Raw genomic sequence first — 24,554 nt, 5'->3', positions numbered from 1 at the left:
CAATATCATACAAATTTCTGTATGCTTATTTTTGTGATTTGGAGAGACTTTTTTTTGGAGGGATGGTCTGTGGAATTTAGAGAAATAACGTGGGACAACTTTATTGAATGTGTGGAGCTACAAGTTACAGAGGAACAGAAACGCTTTATCTCCTCTAATCAGCATGCACTTGCAGAAGCTTATATTGCGTCAAAAGAGGGGCAGGTCATTATTACATTTGCGATTTATAAAGACGAGAAGATGGTTGGCTTTATAATGATGTATTATGACGATGGAAATGGGAAATTCGAATACAGCAGTTATGGAGTTTTTAAAATCATGATTGATGGGCGATACCAAGGTAAAGGGTATGGCAAAGAAGCAATGATAAAAGCTATAGAATTTTCAAAAGCATCTCCTCATGGGAAAGCTAGGGTCCTTGAACTTACATATAACCCTGAAAATGCGATTGTGAATAATCTATATTCCTCACTAGGTTTTGTTGAGACAGGGAATACCCACCCTTCCGGTGAAGTATACGCTGAGTTTGTCCTATAGCCCGTTGAACTAGCGGGAAAGGATAGCTCAATAATACAAAGAAAGCAGCAGATCAAAAGCAGCAGATCATATTGGTCTGCTGCTTTTGTTCAACTAAACTGGGAGTAAAGCTCAATGTTATTATAACATCGGATTTGTTGGGATCTGCGCGCGATAAAGGCGTTTCCTTAAAAGCCTATCCTCGAATGTCCTTTCATATCTCAATAAAGGGAGATGTCGAGATGAATTACCGGATTGAACAAAAAGGGGCTTTTGAGATGTTCGGCGTTTATGGTCTTGTTAGTCATTCCGGAGAGATGTACAAAGCTTTCTGTCCCAGCTTTAACATGGGCTATTTTCCCGGAGCCGCAATGTGATTTGCAAAAACTATGGGAACGAATATATACAGAGTGGTTTCCAATATCTGGATACGAACAGGTTGAGGGCCCTCAATTCGAAATGTATTATGGAATGCCAGGGCATACACAGGGTGAGATCTGGATACCAGTAAAGAAAAAGTAACGATTTTCCTAAGGATACGATAGTTGAACAAAGCGAAAGGGCCATCCCACAAAGGATGGCCCTAAAACTTGCCGTTAGAGGCAGAGCGGAGAACCGTATCACAAACATATGGTAAAGCGAAGAAGGTTGATTAAGTTCCCTCGCAATGATAGTGATTTTGGTTGTAAATTTTCGGGACATTACCATCAGATTAATAGGACAAAAAGCATTTTCTCAGTATAATGAAGGTAACGACAATACAATAATATCCTGAGATGGTGCATAGTAAAACTATATTGAGGATTATATAGAAGCTGAGGGTACCTGTTATGCCAAAAAACGATAATATGCTGGCCATTCTCTGGATGCTGAATTCGGGCGTGAAAATGACTGCAAAACAAATAGCTGAAAAGCTAGAAATAAATATAAGGACTGTTTATCGGTATATCGATGCACTATGTGCCAGTGGGGTGCCAATTATCTCCGACACAGGCCATAATGGTGGGTATCGCTTGCTGAATCATTTTATCAGATCCCCTCTGCTATTTGATATGGAAGAGAAGAAGGCACTCCTTCACGCTGCTGCTTTTGCAAAAGAGGCCGGATACCCTTTGAGTGAGGCATTAGACAGTGCCACATCCAAATTAAAAATGTATTCAAATCAGGAGCAGGAAAATGTGCTTAGCCGTCATTTAGCTGGTTTTGAAGTGATAAACCGCAGTGGCTACCCTTCTGTTCAGCCAGTATTGGCGGAATTGGAGCAGGCTGTAGCAAACGAATTTTCTGTAGAAATGGATTACCGCACAAGCCATGAAGAACAACCCAAGAACAGGGTGATCGACCCCTATGGCATGGTTAACTGGAACAATAAATGGTATACGGTTGGATTTTGCCACCTAAGGAAGGAGATCCGAAGTTTTCGGGTAGAACGGATTGTACAAATCAAGCGGACTCCAAGGCTCTTTAAGCGTCCTGAAGCTTTTTCGGCCCGTGAATTTTTTATGCGAAATCTATTGCCTGATTTAGCGGGCAAGGCTGGGTTAATTTCTTTAATGATCGAAGGCAGATCAGAGGCATTGGATGACTTATGCTTGCATTGGTTTTTGGGGCATTATCTGAAAGAGCGGACAGCCAATCAAGTAGTTTTTTTACTTGAGGAAGCCTCTATGCTTACACATGTTCCTTATTTTCTACTTCCCTATGCGAAATCTATTCAAGTCATCGAACCGCGGAGCTTGAAGGAAAAATTAGTTGCTGTTGCATCGGAGTTAATGGAATATTATCGGGGTTAATAGCTTCACTGACAGTAGATGTCAGTGAAGCTATTTTATAATGAAGATAATCATGGATGGCCGATGCAAGGATGGTTGGTATTCTTTGATGACTTGTAAAATAAGGGGAGCTTGCAAATGACGAATACGGTATATCTTTATGTGTTTGACACGATGTCAGACTGGGAAATCGGCTACTTAACTGCCGAGCTGAACTCGGGAAGATATTTTAAAAAAGGGCTGGCCCCAGCCAAAATCGTTACCGTGGGCAATGAAAAGACGCCTGTAACGACAATGGGCGGATTAAAAATACTACCGGACATCAGACTGGATGAGTGCAGCATCGAAAGCACAGATGCATTGATTTTACCCGGTGGAGATACATGGACGGAAGCCATTCACCAACCCATTTTAGAAACGGCGGAAAGGTGTTTAAAGGAAGGGACATTAGTGGCAGCGATTTGTGGGGCTACAATCGGACTTGCCCAGACCGGATTGCTAAACTCGCGCCAGCATACAAGCAATGATCTGGAATACCTTAAAATGGTCTGTCCCACTTATACGGGAGAAAAATATTACAAAATGGAGCCAGCTGTAACGGATGGAAAACTGATTACTGCATCGGGTATAGCTCCGTTGGAATTTACTGTACACGTCTTGAAAGCGTTAGATGTGTTTTCATCAGAAACATTAAATGCCTGGTATAGTCTAAATAAGACGCAGGAATCCAAATATTTCTATGAATTAATGAATGCCATTGAGTGATGATATGGATACAGCCATTTTTACTGTGACAAAGTGGGAGGAACAGCCCATTGAAAATAATCTTAGCAACTTCCCCATTAATACTGCAAAAGTGGAATATGAAATTAAAGGTGTTTTGGAAGGGAAAGCAACTGTAGAATACTTGCTGTATTACTTAGATAGTGATATTGAAGATGCTGAAAAGGCCAAATCCAAAATTGCGGGCTTCCTACACTTTGAAGGTCACTACGATGGGAAATATGGAACTTTTACAGCTTGTGAAAACGGCATGTTTGATAACGGTACTCTTGATAGCCCCGCTCAAATTATAAACGGTACAGGAGAGCTGGGAAAATTAATCGGAAGCTATAACTATCATTTTCTCGGTCACACGAGTGAATTGGTATTAGATTTCAAATTAATGAAATAGCATGTTTACAGACGGGGAACTTCCTGAATAGGAGGTTCTTTTCTCTATATTTATAGACTGATCCATTTGCTAATATTAATATAAGTAGAGTAAATAAGGTTGAGTATTTGCAAGCAGGAAAATTTTTCGCAATATGGCGAGGTGATAGAATGAGCAAGATAGAGCTGGTATTGACCAAACAGGGAAAAAGGTTTAAAGACTATCGGCATTTAGTGATTACGGAAGGAACAGAGGTTTGTATCCTTAATGTTATTAAAGGCCGACTATATCCCGAGAAGAAGACGATGAATCCGACATACGAGCCGTATGCCGTTAAGCAGGAAGCGATCAATCGGTTGCAGCAGCTGGCTGATGAACTGAAAAATAAAGGTTTTGTGGAAGAACAGCGAGATATCTTATTTCAGATCGCGGAAAAAGAAAAATACGTCTACGACAAAGCGAAGTGGCACTACGAAGGCGATTTTCCGCAAGAGCTGGATCGCCTCCAAGCATATGTTCCGTCAGGCATGTTCATAGCATGGGTGATTAAAAATGATCTACTCAGCAAACGAAGCCGCAAAGAGGATGCAGCGGAAATTGAGCTGGTCAAAAAAGACGAAATGACCGGCGCTCAATTTTATCGTAAAAACTGGGATGGGGTGCTAAGCTCAAACGAATTGTCGGATGAGGCAGATGCGTTTGCTCGTGAATATCTCAATATCCAAAACGACATCTATACGGCTGTTGATTTCACGAATATATTAGCAGACGGTTTGCCGACCATCTACCATGTACAAGATTCAATTGAAAGCTATCGCATTATCGAGCCAGTGATTGAACAGCGTTATCAGGACTGGAAACGTAATGAAAAATCGGAAACTTAGAATCGTTTATCGAGCTGGAGCAACTGAGAATCTCATGAAGATAAGGATGCAAAAGGAGGGCATGAAAGTGCCGGCTCCTTTTTTTTTGTATCCAAACGCATATTGCCATGACGACTGAGAAGAGCAAGGCAATGGACATCAGGATGAGGATGCATCATGAAAAACCTATAATTTACAATGTATTAATGTATGCGCTTACTTGTTATAATTTACCTAAAGAAGGAGGTGATAGTAAGATGATGGTGAGACATGACACAGGATAAGTGTTGTGCGGCAATGAGAAGAAACCACACTATATAGGTAGGCAGATAACGACAAAAAATTAGGAGGTATTTTTATGTTTAAATTAAAGCTTAATAAGAAAATTTTGACGGTATGCCTTGCAGCTTCAATGAGTTTGGGCATGTTCTCAGCAACCTCAAGTGCAGCGACAGATTATTGGCAAAATTGGACCGATGGCGGCGGAACAGTAAATGCTGTCAATGGGTCCGGCGGCAATTATAGTGTGACATGGTCAAATGTCGGGAATTTTGTTGTTGGTAAGGGCTGGAATTTCGGATCGCCAAACCGGGTAGTTAACTACAATGCCGGTCTTTGGGCGCCGTCTGGCAATGGATATTTGACTTTTTACGGATGGACAAGAAACTCACTTATTGAATATTACGTCGTTGACAGCTGGGGCACGTATCGTCCTACCGGAACGTTTAAAGGAACCGTATCCAGCGATGGAGGCACATATGACATTTATACGACTATGAGATACAACGCGCCATCCATTGACGGCACACAAACGTTCCCTCAGTATTGGAGTGTCCGCCAGTCGAAAAGGGCAACTGGGGTCAACTCCGCGATCACGTTCAGCAACCACGTTAATGCATGGAAAAGTAAAGGAATGAATCTGGGCAGCAGCTGGACTTACCAGGTGTTTGCGACAGAGGGGTATCAAAGCAGCGGCAGCTCCAACGTAACGGTGTGGTAAGAGTTGTGGTAACAGGCCAACTGCAAGTAGGGTAGCAGACGGGCGCTAGTCCGTTTTCGGAATAATGAGAAAGTTATTTAATGATGAATAAGGCTCGCTAAGGCCTGCCGGCCTCACAGCCGGCGGCCTTATATTTTTCAATAAAAGATAGCTGCCTGCATCCTTTTTCTATTCGCTTAAAGGAGAAATATGAATGAGAAAACGATTTATTTTCCTTTTACCAGTAATCATATTGGTTGTTACCGCTTGCTCACAACAAATGCCTGAGAAGACCGAAAAGGCAATAAAGACCGAGAAGATCGAGAAGACCGAAAAGACGGAAAAGACCGAAAATAATAAAAATAATGATAGCCTTGTCTTTGTAAAAGGTGGGGCCTTTGTGAATACAAAGTCCAACTTTTATGGGGAAAGTGCAACTATATCAAGCTTTTATATCGACAAATATGAGATAACTCAAAAAGAGTGGGTTGAGGTTATGGGAAGCAACCCCTCCGGATTCAAGGGCGACGATTTACCAGTAGAAATGGTTAGCTGGTATGATGTTGTTGAATACTGTAATAAACGAAGTATAAAAGAGGGCCTGAAGCCGTATTACGAGATAGACAAAAATAAAAAAGACCCGAGTAATAAGAGTGAGCACGACACTCTAAAATGGACCGTAACGATCAATGAGGGAGCGAATGGTTATCGATTGCCGACGGAAGCGGAGTGGGAATACGCTGCAGGCGGAGGTCAGGCGAGTAATAGCTACACCTACAGCGGAAGCAATAATGTAGATGAAGTAGCCTGGTATTGGAAAAACGCTGGAGACAAACCATTATCAGGAGAATGGAACTGGACTATGATAGAAAGCAACAAAAATAAAACAAAAACTGTCGGTGTCCAGAAGCCTAATGAGCTAGGACTTTACGATATGTCAGGCAATGTAAGGGAATGGTGTTGGAACTGGTATGAAGACGGAGATTTGGATAGCGATAGTGGTTCTTTAAGGGTTGTAAAGGGTGGCGGCTGGATTGGCGACATCAGGAACAACGAGATATCTTATAGGGGCAAGTTCGAGGCGAGCGGCTTTGGCCCGGATCAAGGCTTTCGTGTGAGCCGCGCCGAGTAAACGGGAACGGGAACAGACACGGGAATGATGTGGCGGCATTCTCGGGTCTTTCTGATGAGGAACTCAGGGAAGAGGCTCTAAATAAGGGCACCAGCTCGTGGAAATACGAGTCAGGTGCCCTTTTGCTACGCCATTAGCCTCTAGTGATGATAGGCACGCCAGTTCTTTAGCGCCCTTCATAAATCGCATGTTTTTTTGCATTCAATCGCCTAGGTCATAACCAGAGCTTTAGCATACTGTTTGCCTGCTAATAGAAGGCTGTCACTCAGTTTGAGATCATGAACAGACCTTGCAAGTACAAGAGAGCCGACCATGGTGCTGAGCAGGGCGCTGCCTTTGGATAGGTCAATTTCTGCCAGGTTGGAGATAAAAGCAATCATCCGCTCTAGTTCATGGGTGAATACTTGCCGAACCTCTTCAGAAGAACGGGATATTTCACTGGAAAGGGCAGGAAGAATACAGCCCATCTCCGTTTTGTCACGATGATACGGACTTAAATAATAATCAATGACTTTATTGATTTTAGGATTTTGAAGCTCCTGATCAGCAATATTCTGCAGGAGTGCGATCGTATCGCTGGTGGCATACTGGCAGGCTTCGGCGACCAGCTGTTCTTTATTGTCAAAATGCGAATAAAACCCTCCATGGGTCAATCCGGCCCCCTTCATAATGAACGGCACACTTACATCGTGGATACCATTGGTGCGAAAAGCCTGGGCAGCACTTTCAACGATTTTATTCCGTACTTTAAGCTTATGGCCTTTGGGATACGGCACTGGAAACCCCCTTACCTTCTTTATTAACTTTATTATTCCATCTTTCAAAATATTATAATCGTCATAATTAAGCCTGTCAATTTAGCGATCTGCTAACGGTTAGCTCAAGAAAGGCTAAACACGGCTGTTGACGCTTTTAAAATATGATGGTTATAATATATTATGTTCATCATATTTAGAGGGATGATTTCAACAGGAGGTATTACGATATGAGTAAGCTTGAATCTGTAGAAACGTTGGTCATTGGATCAGGTCCGGGAGGCTATGTCGCCGCGCTGCGTTCTTCACAACTGGGTATGAAGACGGCTATTGTCGAACGCAGTCAGCTTGGCGGAGTATGTACGCATGTTGGCTGCATTCCATCCAAAGCATTGATTGCAGAGTCGCATCGTTATCATTTGCTCCAACAGTTCTATGCTGCAGATGCGGCAGCGTCATTTAAGGATGCTCAGCTTTTCAAGCAGGGAATTGTGAATAAGCAGGCGGGCGGTGTTCATTATTTATTGAAGACTGCTGGTGTAAGCATTTTGGAAGGAGAGGCCCGTTTGGTTGATGAGCATACTGTTATTATCAAACAAATGGGACAGGAGCAAACCATATCCTTCAAATACGCCATATTGGCAACAGGATCTCGCCCGATTGAGCTGCAAGCCTTTCCGTTCGGCGGGCGTATGCTGTCTTCCACAGAGGCTCTTTCCCTCCCAGAGGTTCCTGCTAGCCTAGTGGTCATCGGCGGTGGATATATCGGTATTGAGCTGGGGCAGATGTATGCCAAATTTGGCACCAAGGTGACGATTCTGGAGGGAGGAGAACAAGTGCTGCCGGGATTCGAGGCGGAGCTAGCAGCTCCTGTTGTCAAGCAGCTGAGGGCTGATGGGATAGATATTGTAACTGGTGCAGCAGCCGGGAAAATGGTCCAGCATTCGGATGCCATTACGCTTCATTATTCTAAAAATGGGGAGCAGCATCAGGTTACGGCCGAATATGCATTAGTCACTGTAGGAAGAAAACCAAATACAGACGGCGAGTTAGGGCTTGCACGCATCGGCTTGAAAGTATCGAGCAGGGGACTAATCGAGACGGACACACAGTGCAGAACAGCTATTCCGCATATTTTTGCAATTGGAGATATTACAGCTGGTCCGGCGCTTGCTCACAAGGCGTCCTATGAAGCCAAAGTTGCGGCCGAAGCTATTGCAGGCCATGCCTCCGAGGTAGATTATAAAGCGATTCCGCTCGTCGTTTTTTCAAGTCCAGAGCTGGTGAGCGTTGGCTTAAGTGAAACGGAAGCAAAGGCAAGTGCCGTCCCGATTGTTATCGGGAAAGCCTCATTCGCAATTAACGGAAGAGCATTGGCATTGAGGGAAACCGAAGGCTTCGTCAAAATTGTCGCAGACCCAATTTCAGGAATCGTGATGGGTGCACAAATCGTTGGAGTGGAGGCATCCACACTCATATCGGAGCTTGCCCTTGCAATTGAGATGGGGGCAACCGTAGAAGACTTGGCGATGACGATTCATCCCCATCCTACATTGGGAGAAGTCATTATGGAGGCTGCTGAAAACGCGGTCAGAAAAATGATGTTGAAAAGTAAATAAGAACAGCAGATTTAACAGCATATAGAGAATGGAAATGGGAGAGATAGAACAATGAAGATAAAAGCAGGTTTTTATATGGGGATTGCGATTGTGCTAATCGCTGGAGGTGTACTTCTTGCTATGAAAGGAAAGGATGCTGTCAGTCAGGCGGAGAGCAGGAAGCAAGGTGTGCTTGAGGCAGAGCAAACGACCCTCTTATATCAGAAGAGTCCAGGGACGATTGTAAAGATTAGTGCGGCTGCAGGCGACTCTGTGAAACAGGGAGATGTGCTCCTTAAGGTTAAATCAGCTGACGAAGGGGAAATGGATGTACTGGCGCCGGATGACGGAGTGATTAACAAAATTACTGTAAAGCCGGGGGAACAGCTGGCGCAAGGAATGCCGATTGCGATTTTGCAAAAGAAAACCTTCTATACGGACTTCTACATTCAGGAAAGTGAAATAGACAAGCTTGAGGTGAATAAAAGGGTTGATGTTCATTTTCCATATTTGGCTCGTGAGGTTCAGATTGATGGTGTTGTGACTTCGATTGCAGCCGCCCCTCAATTTGCCAACCTACGTATGACACGTGAGAGAGGGCAAGCCGATTTAAGCATGTTCCTTGTTCGAATCTCTATGGAATCGAATGCGGATTTGCTTCCTGGCATGACAGCGGAGGTGAGACTTGATGAATTCGCTGATTGACGAGTGGAAGCATGTGGCCGCCAGCAAGTATGCTCGCTTGATCTTTATCGGACCGATTATCGCGGCCATCTTTTTTGGATTGATGTTCTCGCAGAACCAAATTAGCGAATCACCTGTTGTTGTCATTGATGAGGATCACAGCTCGTATTCCCGGGAGCTAATTTCCAAAATAAATGCTTCCCCTTACATGAATGTCACAAGCGTATATTCCAGCCGTATGGCCTCAGAAACATTGCTAGCAAATGAGCAGGCTGTAGCGGTTATTATGCTTCCGAAGCAGTTGGAGCAACGTCAACAGCAGGGATTATCAACGAATATTGGCATTTTAATGGATAACACGATGCCCTCGGGACTGACAGGCATTCGGACCGCGATTCAGGAGGTTATCGTAACGGAAAATACGACCCTTTCCATGACCCGTCTGCTTGAAAAAGGGATAGATGCCGAAGCATCCAAAGGGCTTGTTTCACCGTTGTCCCTTCAGCAGCGGATGCTGTTTAATCCGACCACAAGTTATGTCGGCTTTATGGTGCTTGGCTTTGTGAATATTGTGGTTTTGATGATTACAACAAGCGCAGCGGGCTCGATTGTACCTCGTCTGCGTCAGGAGGGGAAGCTATTTACCCACGAAAATTCGCCACTTCAGCTATGGATACGTAGTGTGCCTTACGCTGTTCTGAGCTCCCTTTCGCTGCTCCTGTGCTATGGATTATTAAAGCAGGTAGGTGCAATGCGGTTTGAAGCGGAGCCCTATGTTTTTATCATCCCATTGCTTGTTTATACCTTTGCCTTGTCCCTTATGGGAATGCTGATCGGCTATTCTGCCAAAGACCTATCCAAAGTCAACTTACGAACGAGCTTCGTATTGTACCCATCGTTTCTTGCTACGGGAATCCAACTGACTCCGCTTGCGTTTCCAGAGCCTTTTCAAATTTTTGCATGGGCCTTGCCTATGAACTGGCTTAACCGTCTCATTCGCGGGATGGCTTTTCGCGAGGGGACGCTAACTGCCTACAGTCAGGAATTGGGGGCTCTGCTCATCATTATTGGAGGGGTGTCCTTATTAATTGGATTATTAGTACTAAGGGAGGTTGGGAAGGCTGATTCCAGCCGGGAACCGATTGTTAATCCGGGTGTTCTGCCAAGCAGTAGTTAATTAAATAGGGAAGCATGGCTCTTGCTATTTTCTCAAGCACCTGATGAAATTGAATTGACTGGCTGGTATACATGGACAGACGATGAAGACCCGAAACAATCCGGCTATTACGATAAATGGTCATTTAGCAAAATAGAGCTTCTTGATACGCTAAGTAAGTTGATTGAGTTCGCGAAACAGGTCGAAGCAGAAGAATATAAGATTCTTTACTGTGGTATTTAACGGTTATGAATTTAGGCGTGGAAAATGTGGCGTTATACGCGCAGTGGAAGGTTGAGCCAGCAACTTCAAGCACTATGAAAAATAACCACTACCGCTGATTTGGATCAGTGGGAGTGGTTATTCGATGTCCGATCCTATTAATTGAAAGTAATGGAGTAATAAACGGAAGGAAAAGCAGTCGTCGATCCTGGAACGCGCTCTACTACTGTAATCAGAGTGCCAGGGCTGTAGTAGCCCGAGCCGCCATTGTAATTTGTGCTGTTAACGATGGATGTGCCAAGATCCTGTATTGTATTGTTGTAGCTCCAGTAGTAATGCAGTTGAATGGCATTTGCTGCCGTTGCCGTTACCTTAACGCTTGAACCAGACGTTTTAGCATTAGGGAGAATGTAGGTATAGCTTTGACCAGCTGTGAGCGTATAGGAATTGGTAATTCCATAGGCTACAATAGTAGGGTTGGCCGATGCCGTCATGCTGAACATAAGAGACATGGCCAAAACAAGTACGAATAATTTTGCGCTTCTTTTTTTCATAAATGATCCGTCCTCTCAAAAAATGGATTGTTAACTTATGCGATTAACTGAAAGTAATGGAGTAAGATACGGAAGGTAAAGGAGTCGTCGATCCTGGAACACGCTCTACTAGTGTAGTCAAAGTGCCAGGGCTGTAGTAGGCCGCACCGCCAGTGTAATTTGTGCTGTTTACGACGTATGTGCCAAGGTCCAATGTTGTATTGTTGTAGGTCCAGTAGTAATGCAGTTGAATGGTATTTGCCGCACTTGCCGTAACCTTAACGGTTGTACCAGTCGTTTTAGCATTAGAAAGAAAATAGGCGGAGGTTTGCCCAGCTGTGAGCGTATCGGAATAGGTAATTCCATAGGTTACTGTATGAGCACTGGCCGATGCCGTCATGCTGAACATAAGAGACATTGCCAAAACAAGTACGAATAATTTTGCGCTTAATTTTTTCATAAATAGTCCGTCCTCTCAAAAATGGATTTTTATAAAGCTAAACTAAATACAAACTAAAAGCCTTTCGAAACAGGCCGCATCATTCCCTTCTCACTAAATGTTAGCGCTAACATTTCTAACCATTTCAATATATCTTATTGAAATACAGTTGTAAATGGTAGAGAAGAAGGAGCAAATGACGAGTTTTGTCGAGTGATAGGAATGAAAATATCCAAATTTATGCTATGATAAATTTAGTTTGTCTACATTCATTAGGGACTTGCCCCAAGGAGGAGCGCTATGAATATTACAGAAGATTTTAGAGATGAACGATTCAAAACATATATTTTAGAAAATTATTGTGAAAATCGCGAATGGATTCAGACGAGCGATGTGGAACAAATCGTATCGTTGCAGCTAGCAAGCCAAAAATATTCAAGTTTGAAAGGCATTGAACATTTTACGTCACTTGAAGAGCTGGATTGCTCGTATAATAACCTGATGGAGCTAGATACAAGCCGCAATATAAACCTGAAAAAGCTTAACTGCAACAAAAACGAGATTCATGCCTTGAATTTGACGAACAATAGGAAGCTGGAAGCACTGGATTGCGGGTTCAACCGAATTCAGAAGCTGGATGTCAGTCACAACGCCATGCTCGTCAAGCTGGACTGCTATTGGAACATCCTTGCGGAATTGCAAGTGGAACACAACACGAATTTAGAGCAATTCAACTGCGGCTACAATGCCCTATTTAATTTAAATTTGGATCAAAATAAACAGCTTTCCCGTCTGGATTGCGGAAACAATTATTTAATAGCCTTGAACGTAAAGGAATGTTTGAGCCTGCTTGAAATTCGCTGCAACAACAATCATCTTACGGAATTGGACGTAACGCGCAATTCAGCCCTGCAAAGCTTAAGATGCTTCAATAATCATATTAAAGGCCTGGACATCAGCCATAATGTGTTTTTAGAAGAGCTTTATTGCTCAGAAAATAAAATTTCTAAGCTGGACATAAGCCATAATCCAAAGCTTGCGCAGGTAGATTATTCGAGCAATCTCATTGTCGAGCCTAATCATACGATCAAAGGGGTCGGAACCTTTGTATACGATGTCTCTCTTTCATCCTACTCCACCACGCTTCAATATAGGGAAAAAGAGCTTGCCGCAAGTGTGGCTGTCGCGACCAAAGCTGATATGAAACGGCTGTCGCCTATTATAAAAAAAATGTGGGAGCACTTTGACGAGCTATGCGAAAGCGCGCTGACTCTGATTAACAGCATACATCCTGATGAGGATGTAAACGAGCTCGTTTTGGCTGGGTTGGAGTTTTTCGGAGACCGCACTTTTCGATTAGGCTACGATGCTGGCGACAGTCCAGCGGGGCAGCTATACATTTACGCGGCTTTTAATCATAAGCTTGAAATGGACAGCGAGCTTATTTATGAAACGTATTAATGACTATATTCGGTATTCAATTTAAATTCCATACTGAAACCAAACCAGACGCTCCGGGACCTCAGCCTAGAGCGTCTTTATTTTGCCTATTCATGAGATTTTCAGATTAGGGTCTTATAATGCTTCTATACTGAGGCGGTAAGGAGGTTGTCCATGGTTAAGGGCATTCAAAAAATATTGTATGTGTTGCTTGCTGGCTTTATGGGGCTATTCATCGCGTCGTCATTTTTTGTGAGGGCGGAATATCATTTTTACGAATACGGCGATACCCCACACTTGGGAAAGCAGCAGCTGGTTTTATTTATTTTAATCGTAGGGACAGTCCTCGCGTTAAGCATCTTTCTATACAAGCTTTGCTTGAAGCTGAACAAATACAGCTGGAAAATCGTTATTCCGGCCACGCTGCTATTCTCGTGTGCGCTCCAAATCGCGCTTATTTTCCTGTTTCCCCGCCTGCCGACGGATGATTCCGAAACGGTGCTTTCTCTGGCGATGAATATGCTGTATCAAAAGGATTATTCCACCTTCCACACGGGCGGATATCTTTATATGTTTCCGTTTAACTTTTCCATCGTTCTATACTTAAAAACGCTGCTGCAGCTATTTCCCGATAATTATTTGGTCATCAAAATCTTCAATATTGTATTTACGCTCGTTACTACACTAATGATTTATTTGCTCTATAGAGAGCTGAATAGCAAGTCCAAGGAAAATGACTATGGCGTTTTAGTGTTTGGAGCAACCTATATTCCTGCGCTGTTTATGAGCAATTTTATTTATAACGATGTGATTGCTACCGCTTTTCTGACCAGTGCTTTATATTTCTCTCTGAGGTTTATCCGAACAAGATCGATTAAGATGATGATCCTCGCTGCGATTTTGCTGGCCATCGGCAACTATTTCAGAAGCATCGGCGTCATTTTTCTGATTGCTGTGCTGCTCAGCATTATTTTCAATATAAGGAAAATTGGAGTGAAAAAGGCCGTGGCCTCGTTAATCCTAATGGCGGCGTTGTTTAATGTTCCGGGCTGGACGCAGAACGAGGTTCTGCAGGCCACGAATGTCGTAGAGGAATCGGTCAATGATAATTCTGCGCCTGTCTATATGTGGCTGAATATGGGCATCAACCTGAATACGTTTGGGTTTTGGGACAGCAGGCAAAGCTACAATATTTATCAAAGAGATGCGGGCTATAATAAGGCGGACAGTGTAGAGCTGTTTAAGGAGTCGATCAGCAATAAGCTGTCTGAGGCGAGTGCAGGCGATTTAGCGGAAATGTATTTTAAAAAGCTCATCTGGACGTGGACGGAAGGAACGTATCAGGTGGAGAGGTACGGCATGGGTAACGATGGCTCCTCCGATACAGGGGGGAGAAGGAGCTTTAACCTGGAGCGGTACAGCTATACAACGTGGGCCACAGATTTATTCAAGGCCGATTCAAATTATAGAAGCGGACTGCTCTGGGTGCTGTATGTGATGAGCTTCCTGATGTATGTCGGCATTCTCATTCGTTTAATTAGTGGCATTAGAGCCAAACGATTCGAAGAAACCTCTTTAATTTTGGTCATTTTAGGTTTTATCGCCTTTTATCTGCTATGGGAAATCAAGTCCCGCTATATCTACCCGGTGTATCCATTGCTGATTGTGTTATCCTACATGGGCTTTAAGGATTTTTATGAGTGTGTATGGAAAAGAAAGAGGTGAGCTAAAGATGCGCAGTAAAAGATATGGCTTTATTTTAATTATCGTGATGCTCAGCTGCTCCTTGGTGCTTGCCTCATGTGAGGCCATTACCGCTCAAGCGATAACCCAGTCGGACGCCAGCTCAAGGGGAAATGGCGGAGCGGATATGAACAGAGGGCCGGGCAGTAGAAGATGAGTATATTGAGGTTAGAGTAGAGACATTATTTGAGGTCCTGGGAAGCGCCAATCATAAAATATCCCTCATTAAACAAAAACCGCGAAGGCTCAGTACTGTGCGGTTTTTTTAATTTTTTCCCTAAATTCCTTTATTAATCTTTTATTGGATATTAATATAATTCTATTAATAATGGCGGGATGAAGGCCTATATACCGACCAAGGTCAAGAAGAGTGAAGGAATGAATACAGAATACATAATATAGGGGATTAAGCCTATAATTTATCATGTTGTATTGTAATCGCTTACATTTTATAATTATCTAGAAAGGAGGCGGCAATCAGAAGCTCATGGATGATAAATATTTTCATACCTCTCAAGCCCCTAAAATGAGTTCTAAGTCTAGTTTACTTAACATAGTAACCTAGATGAAGAATGAATGGAGGGTTTTTTTTATGCAACGGAGACGAAATATCTTACTTTTATTCTGATTACATCAAACCGAATAAATGCGCTCTTAGATAGGGGTGAGGTTATGTGGAACGTACTTTTGGTTGATGATGAACCAGGGGTTCTAGAAGGGCTGAAAATGATGATTGATTGGGAAAGCCATGGCTTTCAAGTCTGCGGAGAAGCATTAAACGGTCCGGATGCGTTGAGGCTTATTAAGGAGCTGCGTCCCGAGTTGGTCTTTACGGATATCCGGATGCCGGTGATCAACGGTTTGGAGTTGATTGAGAAGACGAATCGGATGCTTTCCCATCCTCCTAAATTTATTATTTTAAGCGGCTATGATGATTTTCAATATGCCCTCACGGCAACACGTCAACGGGTAGCGGAGTATTTGCTTAAACCAATTGATGATGAGGAGATCGAGACATTATTGGTCAAGCTTAACCAACATTTACAGGAGAAGGAAGCAGATGAGAAAAATCGCATGAAACAGCATTATTTCGCCTTCAACCATATGGTTAACCGTCTCATTCAAGGTGAATATAATACGGATTTAGAGCAGCAGGTTCGTCTTTCGTTACAGCTTCAAGAAAAGCCTGGGGAGTTAAGGTGTATCTTGTTTGACACGCTCTCGTTCTCTGTCGATTTGAGACATCAGGTGGGAGATTTTTTTTCACAGGATATCGCTTGTTCCTTCCAAGACAGCATTGGAAGAACGGGGCTGCTCATTGAATCTTCTTCGAATGCAGACGGAAAGCTTCAGGAAAAGGCCCTTCTGCTGCAAACGAATTTGGTGATTAAGCTGGGGCAACCTGTCATTATAGCTATCAGTGATAGAGGGGAAGGGATCCGGGCAATACGAGCGTTATATTTGCAAGCGCTGCAAGTTTGGAAGCAGAAGCGAACCCAAGGCAAAAGCGGAGTGTTTTATTTTCACGAGGTTGAGAAGAGAAACCAGCAGCATGTCGTGTCCAAGCTCAAATTCAGACAGCTGCCGGAGATTGTGGCCGAGGGAAGCTTCGCAGCCATCGAAAGCTGCGTAGAAGAGGCATTCGATTCGATTGCTGCTGGCGATCTGCCGGATATCGAGGTGGCTAGGGCCTATGCAGCCGATCTGGAATTGACGATATGCAGGCTTCTGGCCGAAAAAAATGGAAACCCGGATACGTTTATGATGGGGATGGAAAGAGAACACGGCAGCCTGAGTGGCAAGGAGGATTATCCCGCTCTGAAGGGCTATGTTCGCTGCCTATGCTTGGAGACTGCTAACGTTCTGCATGCGTTAAACCAGCAAAATGAGAATAACACGATATTTCATATGATCCAGTATGTGGACCGTGAGTATCGAAACAAGCTGCAACTGCATGATTTGGCAAAGCATTTTCATATGAATTCAGCGTACTTAGGGCAATTGTTCAAAAAGCATACGGGGAAATCGTTCAACGTGTATTTGAATGAGAAGCGGATTGAGGAAGCTATGCGGCTATTAAAGCGAACCCAGATGAAAATATCCGATGTGGCGCAGCAGGTCGGATATCCAAAGGTGGATTATTTTATCAATAAATTTAAAATGCACACTGGGGTTTTGCCGTCGGTATTTAAAACGGATTTCGAAAACAGGAAGCGTTAGCGGCAGGGATGGTGTACAAATGAGGGGAAGAAGATTCAGATTCGGTACAATTGTGAACGATATTCCTTTAAATTACAAGTTTCTTCTTATTTTTTTCGTAGGCATTCTTCTGCCGATTATCGTCATTAATCTGCTGTTTATGGACCGGATGGCTGACTTGATCAAGTCGCGCGATGAGCAGAATGTTGAAATATCGCTGGAGCGGGCGAGAAAGGATATTGATGATTATATAAACGGCGGGGTGGCTGTCAGCCATGCCTTGTACACCGATAAGACGTTGTATGAAATGCTGGACCGTACCTATGAAAATCAGGCCGATTTCTATGAAGCGTTCGATGAACAGCTTCGAAACCGGGTGAATAGTTATATACCGGTCAATAATCAAATTTCACGCATCAGTATTTTTACAGACAATCAATCGGTTGTGTCGGGAGGCAACTACCACAAGATCAATGATAATGTGCTGAAAAGCGAATGGTACAAACAGTGGGAGAAGGCGACCGATCCGGTAATCGTTTCAGCATACCGCGCAGCTGGAGTGAATGATATGGTTTCAACTGTCCCCTATTTCAGCATCATCGAACGTATGAACTACTATGATTCCTACAATAAGTATGACAAGCTGCTTCGAATCGATATCGACCTTAGTAAAATTTACGATGTAATCATGCGGGAAGAAGATTATTTGAATTTGTTTTTGGTCAATGATCATAATCAAATTATTATGTCTGCCCAAAGCGGCTATCAGAGGGGGAATATCGAGGATGCTTATCCTGTATTTAAGCTGCCAGAGTCATACAAGCAAGAAAGTATCCATGAGATAGCAATCGGCAGGGCCAAATATGTGAAGGGATGGCGTTTGATCGGGCTTCCACAAGGGACTCAGGTTTCGAATGCTATGCTGGATATGCGGCTGTTTGTAGCGATTTCGGCTGCAGTGGTCAGCTTGATCGCATCCATATTCATCTATGTCATGCTCAGATCATACAATTACCGGGTGAAGCGGCTGTCCCGGCATATGCAGAAGGTGACGAACGAGAAGTTTGAACTCATTCATATGGATGAGGGCCACGATGAAATCGGCGGCTTGATTCAAAATTTCAACTTGATGACAGCTAGAATCAACTCGCTGATCAACAACGTGTATAAGCTGGAGATTCAGAAAAAAAGCTTGGAGATGGAGCGGGTACAGGCCGAGTTGAATTTTTTGCAAAGCCAGATGAATCCTCATTTTCTTTTTAATACGTTAAACGCTATTCTTGTTGCATGCACCAAGCACAACTACGCAGACGTGACGGATATTATTAAAAGCTTGTCCAAGCTGCTTCGACGATTATTGAGCTGGAAGGAGGATATCGTTTCGCTTCAGGAAGAAATGATGTTTATTGAGATGTACCTTAAAATCGAAAAATTTCGTTTTAGAGACAAGTTTGAATTCAAATTCGATATCGATAAGGAAGCGCTGCGCTATAAAATTCCAAAGATGAGCATACAGCCGCTTGTTGAAAATGCCTGCAAGCATGGCATACAAGCCTTATACGGGCTGGGAACGGTTAAAATCAGTGCTTCAGTTAATCATCAGCGGCTCCGGGTCGTGATCACTGATAATGGAATAGGTATTGAGCCTGACAAGCTAAAGGAAATAATGATAGCTATCCGCAATGAAAGCTCGCCCGATATGAGTATCGGCATTCGAAATGTGTATCGCAGACTGGAGCTTTATTATAACGAACTGGTGATTTTCAATATTGTGAGTGAGCCGAATGAGGAGACGAAAGTATCTTTTGAAATTCCAATAAAGCTGCTCCATCAGCTAGACAACTTTGACGAAGGAAAGAGCATAACACATGACCTATAAAGTACTGTTAATTGATGATGAGCCGGGAGCTCTGGAAGGCATGCAGCTGTGGATTGATTGGAATAAACTGGGATTTGAGGTTTGTGGAACGTGCAGCAACGGGTTAGAAGGCTTACAGCAAATCCAAGAGCAGCTGCCAGATTTGGTCGTGACGGATGTCAATATGCCGATAATGGACGGGCTTGAAATGATCGCCGCCTGGCGGCAGCGCCATTCGAAAAAAGTTAGTTTTATGATCGTGAGCGGGTACAGCGATTTTGAATATGCACAGCGGGCGATGCGGTATGGCATCAATCATTATTTGCTGAAGCCTATCATTCAGGAAGAGGCTGAAATAGAAATTGAAGGTATTCACCGAGAGCTGATGCAGGAGGGTGAAAAGCAAAGCTTTGACCAGATTGCTACATACGAAGAAACGGTTGCATTGATCAAAGAATTGTTGACGGAGCAGTCGATGTCGAAGGAGCCCGTCCTGTCAATGCCGCTCATAACGCTATCTGTCAAAAGGGAAAAATGGAATTTCTATCTCGTTCAAGCTGATGCTTTCATGATCGCTGAATTGAGAGAGACGGCCGTATCGCTGCTGGCCCCAGAGCCGTTTATGTTTCTGATTGACTTGGAGGAGAACAGCTTTGGCATCGTTTATGGATATACAATCGAAACGGTTGATGAGGACAGAGCTTGCCTTGTCATCGACGAGCTGATGCGTCGGTATGCGGGCCGGCGTTTATTTGTGGCAGCCGGTATGGAAGAGTCGTCCTTACTCAGCATAGGCAGATGCTTGCAAACAGCGAAGCAAGCGATCGCATATCTCTTTTACAGAACGGACTACAATGAAGTTGTTTATTATAGCGATATCCGGGATAAGCCCTTTCATTATCACTATGACATTCATCTCATGGACGGTATGCTGGGGGCGATTGAGCTGCTTCACAAATCAAGCTTTCAGGAAGCTGTGCATTCAGCAGCAAGCAGCTTCCGAGAGAGGCTTATTGCTCCCGATATCGTAAAAAAAATCGTCATTCACCTCTTGTATAGAATAATCGAGTATGTACGGGAGACTATCGATACTCCAGCCGAAGCCATGCTCGGAAAATACAGCATTCAGGAAATATCTGGATCTGTGCTTCATCTCAATGATCTTTTAAGTCGGCTCTTAGTATGCGGCGAAGAGAGCATAGAGCTCCTATTAAAGGAGCAGACGCGAAAATCGCAGGGTATTGTGCAGAAAATCAACGGCTATATACAAGAGCATTTTCGCGAAAATCTTACAATCAAGAAGCTAGGGGAAGTTTTTTATTTGAATCCGGTTTATTTGGGTCAGCTGCTGATGAAGAAGAATGGACTTGGCTTTAATGAATCGGTCCATGACCTTCGGATCGCTGAGGCGGTAAGTCTCCTTGAGCATAATAAGCTGAAAAACTGCGAAATCGCGGAGCTTGTTGGTTACAGCAATTACAGTCATTTTTTGAAGGAGTTTGAAAAAAGGCTGGGGATGTCTCCGAATAAGTATAAAAGCAATAAGTTATAAAGTTTTTAGGGTTAAAACTATAATTAAGCAATAGTTGAATAATGAAAGCGCTTTTATAATGTAGAGAGGTTACATGCAAGAATTGGTATTTCATGTAGCTAAAATTAGATGGAGGTGCTTTACATGGGGGGCAAGTCCAAACCGCTGTTTAGGCTCAGTATGGTTATGCTGTTGTCGCTTAGCGTGGTTCTGTCGGGATGCAGCGGAAATAATAATACAAACACCGGCAAAAACAACAACTCTTCAACATCGGCAGCAGGCGGAGATGGAACGGCAAAAGTGGAGCCGTTTGAAATTAGTTTCTATATCGGGGAAGCCGGCCAGCAGCCGACACCTGATAACAAGGTGTATAAGAAGATCAAAGATGAATTGGGAGCAACACTTAATTTTGAATTTCTCGCTGGTGATAGTGAGCAAAAACTCGGCGTAATGATTGCAGGCTCAGATTTTCCAGATGTAATGACCTCCAATACGAAGCTGGTTACGGCAGGTGCCCTTATTCCGCTTGAGGATCTCATCGAACAGCATGCTCCTAATCTTAAGGCGCATTATGCAGATTTCTGGAACATGATGAAGGATCCTACCGACGGACATATTTATACTTTGCCGAACTATGGCGTATATAACGGGAAAGTAAACAGTACATGGTACTCAGGGCCTGCATTCTGGATACAGAAGGAAGTATTGAAGGAATTCAATTATCCGAAGGTCAAAACACTGGACGAGTATTTCGATTTGATTGCCAAATATAAAGAGAAATACCCGACGATTGACGGCAGTCCGACCATCGGGTTCGAGATTTTGAACAGCGATTGGAGAAACTGGGGCTTGTTCAACGCTCCGCAGCATTTAATCGGGCACCCGAACGATGGCGGAGTTGTTGTAAAGGATGGAGTAGCGGAAATATTCTCGAATAAAGATTTTTCCAAAAAGTATTACCAAAAGCTTAATGAAATCAATAGCCTTGGACTTCTTGATAAAGAGACTTTCACACAAAACTATGATCAGTACATGGCTAAATTGTCAAGCGGCACGGTTCTGGGGATGTTTGATCAGCACTGGAATTTCCAAGCGGCAGAGGACTCCTTGACTACCCAAGGAAAAGACAATAGAACTTATGTAGGCTTGCCTTTGGTTTACGATGCGAGCATTAAAGATTATTATCGTGACCTTGGTCCGCTTAATTTAAACAATGGCTTCGGTATTACCGTTAATGCCAAGAATCCAGAAAGAATTATTAAATTCCTGGATGCTCTTATGACGGAGGATTGGCAAAAAACGCTCTCATGGGGCTTTGTCGAAGAAGACTACATCGTCAATGAGAATGGTCGATTCATGAAGACACAAGAGCAGCGTGATAAATTCTCAGATGCAACTTGGAAATTAGCAAATAAAGCGGATACCTTATTTAAGTTTTTGCCTAAGACTGAAGGCAGCTTCAGCGACGGCAACTCTACGGATGGGGCAGCTCAGCCTGAGGAATATCAAGCAGGTCTGAAGGACTTCGACAAAGAGGTACTAGCAGCTTACGGCTTTAACAGCTATGTGGACTTCTTCAGCGAGCCGCCAGCAAACCCGATTTATTATCCGGCTTGGAGCATCGATTTAGTGGATGGCTCAGATGCCAAAATCGCAAATACGAAGTTGAATGAACTATCTTCCAAATTCCTTCCAAAAGCTATTTTGGCAAAACCGGCCGATTTTGAGCAGGTCTGGAACGATTATACCGCTGAGATTGGTAACACCAATGTTAAGGCTTATGAAGATCGAATCAATACAATCATTCAGCAAAGAATTAAGGATTGGAGCAAATAAGACATTCGTTTGAGAATCAGCAAGAGGTAAGGCATTAATCATGCCTTCCTCTCTTTCTGAAATTAAGGCTTGTGGGGAGAGCGGGAATGAATGGATGAGACTTTATTGGAGAAGAAAGCCGTCCGGAATGCTAAAAAAGGAATAAAACAACGAATGAACTGGAACGTCATTAAAGGTCAGAAACAACTCATTTTTATGTCTGTTCCACTCATGCTTTATATCATTTTGTTTTCTTATGTTCCCATATGGGGTTGGACGATGGCTTTTCAAGACTATAAGCCAGCGCGTGATTTTAGCCAGCAGAAGTGGGTTGGCTTTAAGCATTTCGAATTTTTATTTAGCGATGATCGTTTTTGGCGCGTATTACGCAATACGCTCGGGATGAGTCTGATTAACCTGGTGCTTGGCTTTGCCACCGCTATTATATTGGCATTGCTATTAAACGAAATAAAAAAAGTATTGTGGAAAAGAATGGTCCAGACGATTTCTTATTTGCCTCACTTTTTGTCTTGGGTTATTGTGACCGGGATTGTAGCCACCTCGCTGGCATCCGACGGGATCATTAATGATGTGCTGATGAGGCTGCATTTGATTAATGAGCCGATCCTATGGCTAAGCAAGGGAGAGTATTTCTGGGGAGTCGTTGGTGCATCACATATATGGAAAGAGGTCGGCTGGAGCACGATTATTTATTTGGCCGCTCTGGCTTCAATTGATCCTGCGCTGTATGAAGCAGCTGAAATTGATGGCGCAAACCGCTACAGGAAGATGCTCAATGTGACCCTGCCGGGTATGAAATCGACCATTGTCATTTTGTTGATTATGTCGATCGGACATATTATGGATGCCGGATTTGAAGTGCAGTATTTGCTTGGAAACGGCCTAGTTGTCGACTGGTCAGAAACGATAGATATTTTTGTTTTAAAATACGGGATCGCTCAAGGCAATTACTCGCTCGCTACCGCTGGCGGCATTTTCAAAACAGTTGTTAGCATAACGATGCTGCTGCTCGCGAACTGGACAGCTAAACGACTCGGGGAAGAGAGGCTGTTATAGATATGGAAAATCAACCAATCAGTCGAAAAAAAGCTTCAGGCCGATCGCTGAGCAGAGGCTTGGGTACTTCCGGAATGGAACCGATTCTTTTTAACACATTTAATACCATTTTCATGCTGATTCTGGTAGTCGTTACGTTATATCCTTTTCTGAATACGATCGCCGTTTCCTTAAATGTAGGGAATGATACGATTCGCGGCGGTATCTATTTGTGGCCGAGGGAATGGACTTTGCAAAACTACAAGGCGGTTTTTGTTTCGGGGACGATATACAACGCCTTTTGGGTTTCGGTGGCGAGGACGGTTCTTTCTACCGTACTGAACATTTTTCTAACGACGATGCTCGCTTATACGTTAAGTCGACGGGAATTTGTTTTCCGCAAACCGATTACCCTTGTCTTTATTTTGACCATGTATTTCAGCGCTGGCTTGATCCCAGGATATTTTCTAATCAAGGACTTGCATTTGCTGAACAGCTTCTGGGTTTACATTATTCCTTCGATGCTTAGCGCGTTCAACATGATTGTAATAAGAACTTACATTGGAACGCTTCCTGAAAGTCTTGTAGAGTCCGCACGAATTGACGGGGCGGGAGATTTCAAAATCTTCATCCAAATTATTTTCCCGCTGTGTAAGCCAGTCTTGGCTACCATAGCTCTGTTTGTAGCTGTAGGGGCTTGGAATTCCTGGTTCGATGCGTTTCTATACACGTCCTCAAGACAAGAGCTAAGCACATTGCAATACGAGCTGATGAAGCTTTTATCCTCGACGATGAATTCCAATAGCAACCCTTCCGTGGCGAATGGAGCAGGGGCGACGAAGGATTCGATTTCAATGGTAACGCCATTATCGATTCGTGCTGCGGTTACAGTGGTCGCAGCGGTGCCGATTCTCCTTGTATATCCGTTCCTCCAGAAGTACTTTGTGGTGGGATTGAACGTAGGCAGTGTAAAGGAATAGTGCAATGAGTCGATAAGCGCCAATAATAAAATATTACTCCTTTAACAAAAACCGCGAAAGCCCAGTGCTCCGCGGTTTTTCGCATTTTATCCCTAAATTCTTTTATTATTCTTTTATTGGATCTTAGTAT

24 protein-coding genes are annotated in these 24,554 nt (G+C 43.4%); 21 read left to right on the top strand and 3 right to left on the bottom strand.

From position 1 onward, the window contains the following. Nucleotides 1-69 precede the first annotated feature (69 nt). The 8 genes from AC50YG_RS07280 (at nt 70) to AC50YG_RS07245 (ending at nt 6,415) form a co-directional block, all read left to right on the top strand. Nucleotides 70-537, top strand: coding sequence for a GNAT family N-acetyltransferase (locus tag AC50YG_RS07280; protein ID WP_494825803.1), 468 nt, complete (start codon nt 70-72; stop codon nt 535-537). Nucleotides 538-807: 270 nt separating this feature from the next. Next, complete coding sequence (locus tag AC50YG_RS07275) at nt 808-1,038, top strand: GyrI-like domain-containing protein (protein WP_494826355.1); 231 nt, start codon at nt 808-810, stop codon at nt 1,036-1,038. Nucleotides 1,039-1,346: 308 nt separating this feature from the next. After that, on the top strand, nt 1,347-2,309 hold the full coding sequence (locus AC50YG_RS07270; protein ID WP_494825802.1) for a helix-turn-helix transcriptional regulator: 963 nt from the start codon (nt 1,347-1,349) through the stop codon (nt 2,307-2,309). Nucleotides 2,310-2,426: 117 nt separating this feature from the next. Next, complete coding sequence (locus AC50YG_RS07265) at nt 2,427-3,053, top strand: type 1 glutamine amidotransferase family protein (RefSeq protein ID WP_494825801.1); 627 nt, start codon at nt 2,427-2,429, stop codon at nt 3,051-3,053. 4 nt (nt 3,054-3,057) lie between these two features. Continuing rightward, on the top strand, nt 3,058-3,462 hold the full coding sequence (locus tag AC50YG_RS07260) for a DUF3224 domain-containing protein (protein WP_494825800.1): 405 nt from the start codon (nt 3,058-3,060) through the stop codon (nt 3,460-3,462). Between the two features lie 149 nt (nt 3,463-3,611). Then, nucleotides 3,612-4,325: a DUF7832 domain-containing protein gene (locus AC50YG_RS07255; protein ID WP_494825799.1), complete on the top strand. Its 714-nt coding sequence runs from the start codon at nt 3,612-3,614 to the stop codon at nt 4,323-4,325. Nucleotides 4,326-4,662: 337 nt separating this feature from the next. Beyond that, the gene (locus AC50YG_RS07250; RefSeq protein WP_473759041.1) at nt 4,663-5,304 is read left to right on the top strand and encodes an endo-1,4-beta-xylanase XynA; all 642 of its coding nucleotides are present in this window, start codon (nt 4,663-4,665) and stop codon (nt 5,302-5,304) included. A gap of 193 nt (nt 5,305-5,497) precedes the next feature. After that, nucleotides 5,498-6,415 (top strand): formylglycine-generating enzyme family protein, encoded by a 918-nt coding sequence (locus tag AC50YG_RS07245; protein WP_494825798.1) that lies wholly within the window; start codon nt 5,498-5,500, stop codon nt 6,413-6,415. A gap of 209 nt (nt 6,416-6,624) precedes the next feature. Here AC50YG_RS07245 and AC50YG_RS07240 read toward each other — a convergent pair whose 3' ends face one another. Further along, a complete protein-coding gene (locus tag AC50YG_RS07240; RefSeq protein WP_494825796.1) occupies nt 6,625-7,191 on the bottom strand; it encodes a TetR/AcrR family transcriptional regulator in 567 nt (188 codons plus the stop codon). A gap of 209 nt (nt 7,192-7,400) precedes the next feature. On the opposite strand from AC50YG_RS07240, the gene lpdA reads away from it, so the two are divergent. From lpdA to AC50YG_RS07220, 4 genes are read left to right on the top strand one after another with little or no spacing between them, the layout of a single operon-like run. Then, on the top strand, nt 7,401-8,789 hold the full coding sequence (gene lpdA / locus AC50YG_RS07235) for a dihydrolipoyl dehydrogenase (RefSeq protein ID WP_494825794.1): 1,389 nt from the start codon (nt 7,401-7,403) through the stop codon (nt 8,787-8,789). Between the two features lie 51 nt (nt 8,790-8,840). Then, a complete protein-coding gene (locus AC50YG_RS07230; RefSeq protein ID WP_494825793.1) occupies nt 8,841-9,473 on the top strand; it encodes a biotin/lipoyl-containing protein in 633 nt (210 codons plus the stop codon). Further along, nucleotides 9,457-10,629 (top strand): ABC transporter permease, encoded by a 1,173-nt coding sequence (locus AC50YG_RS07225; RefSeq protein WP_494825791.1) that lies wholly within the window; start codon nt 9,457-9,459, stop codon nt 10,627-10,629. The genes AC50YG_RS07230 and AC50YG_RS07225 overlap by 17 nt, the downstream gene beginning before the upstream one ends. A gap of 21 nt (nt 10,630-10,650) precedes the next feature. After that, nucleotides 10,651-10,851, top strand: coding sequence for a hypothetical protein (locus AC50YG_RS07220; RefSeq protein ID WP_494825789.1), 201 nt, complete (start codon nt 10,651-10,653; stop codon nt 10,849-10,851). A 137-nt stretch (nt 10,852-10,988) separates the two neighbouring features. Here AC50YG_RS07220 and AC50YG_RS07215 read toward each other — a convergent pair whose 3' ends face one another. Then, entirely contained in the window at nt 10,989-11,384 is a 396-nt protein-coding gene (locus AC50YG_RS07215) for a hypothetical protein (protein WP_473759028.1), read from the bottom strand. A 43-nt stretch (nt 11,385-11,427) separates the two neighbouring features. Beyond that, complete coding sequence (locus AC50YG_RS07210; RefSeq protein WP_473759027.1) at nt 11,428-11,823, bottom strand: hypothetical protein; 396 nt, start codon at nt 11,821-11,823, stop codon at nt 11,428-11,430. A gap of 279 nt (nt 11,824-12,102) precedes the next feature. Between AC50YG_RS07210 and AC50YG_RS07205 the strand changes: the two genes are divergently transcribed. The 9 genes from AC50YG_RS07205 (at nt 12,103) to AC50YG_RS07165 (ending at nt 24,424) form a co-directional block, all read left to right on the top strand. Next, entirely contained in the window at nt 12,103-13,263 is a 1,161-nt protein-coding gene (locus AC50YG_RS07205; RefSeq protein WP_494825788.1) for a leucine-rich repeat domain-containing protein, read from the top strand. Between the two features lie 153 nt (nt 13,264-13,416). Beyond that, nucleotides 13,417-14,967 carry an ArnT family glycosyltransferase gene (locus AC50YG_RS07200; RefSeq protein ID WP_494825786.1) on the top strand — a complete coding sequence of 517 codons (1,551 nt, stop codon included), beginning with the start codon at nt 13,417-13,419 and terminating at the stop codon, nt 14,965-14,967. A 7-nt stretch (nt 14,968-14,974) separates the two neighbouring features. Continuing rightward, nucleotides 14,975-15,142, top strand: a complete 168-nt coding sequence (locus AC50YG_RS07195) for a hypothetical protein (protein ID WP_341281169.1) — start codon at nt 14,975-14,977, stop codon at nt 15,140-15,142. A gap of 515 nt (nt 15,143-15,657) precedes the next feature. Continuing rightward, nucleotides 15,658-17,205, top strand: a complete 1,548-nt coding sequence (locus tag AC50YG_RS07190; RefSeq protein WP_494825784.1) for a response regulator transcription factor — start codon at nt 15,658-15,660, stop codon at nt 17,203-17,205. A gap of 19 nt (nt 17,206-17,224) precedes the next feature. Next, on the top strand, nt 17,225-19,063 hold the full coding sequence (locus tag AC50YG_RS07185) for a cache domain-containing sensor histidine kinase (RefSeq protein WP_494825782.1): 1,839 nt from the start codon (nt 17,225-17,227) through the stop codon (nt 19,061-19,063). After that, a complete protein-coding gene (locus tag AC50YG_RS07180) occupies nt 19,053-20,594 on the top strand; it encodes a response regulator transcription factor (RefSeq protein WP_494825780.1) in 1,542 nt (513 codons plus the stop codon). Before AC50YG_RS07185 ends, AC50YG_RS07180 begins: the two co-directional genes overlap by 11 nt. Before the next feature lie 123 nt (nt 20,595-20,717). Next, on the top strand, nt 20,718-22,409 hold the full coding sequence (locus AC50YG_RS07175) for an extracellular solute-binding protein (RefSeq protein ID WP_494825778.1): 1,692 nt from the start codon (nt 20,718-20,720) through the stop codon (nt 22,407-22,409). Between the two features lie 90 nt (nt 22,410-22,499). Next, nucleotides 22,500-23,465, top strand: a complete 966-nt coding sequence (locus AC50YG_RS07170) for an ABC transporter permease (protein ID WP_341281175.1) — start codon at nt 22,500-22,502, stop codon at nt 23,463-23,465. 2 nt (nt 23,466-23,467) lie between these two features. Further along, a complete protein-coding gene (locus tag AC50YG_RS07165) occupies nt 23,468-24,424 on the top strand; it encodes a carbohydrate ABC transporter permease (RefSeq protein WP_494825776.1) in 957 nt (318 codons plus the stop codon). Nucleotides 24,425-24,554 lie beyond the last annotated feature (130 nt).

The sequence above is a fragment of the Paenibacillus sp. J31R34 genome, assembly GCF_059383715.1.
The sequence above is the reverse complement of the archived record's forward strand: the minus strand, read 5'-3'. Positions and strand labels throughout refer to the sequence as shown.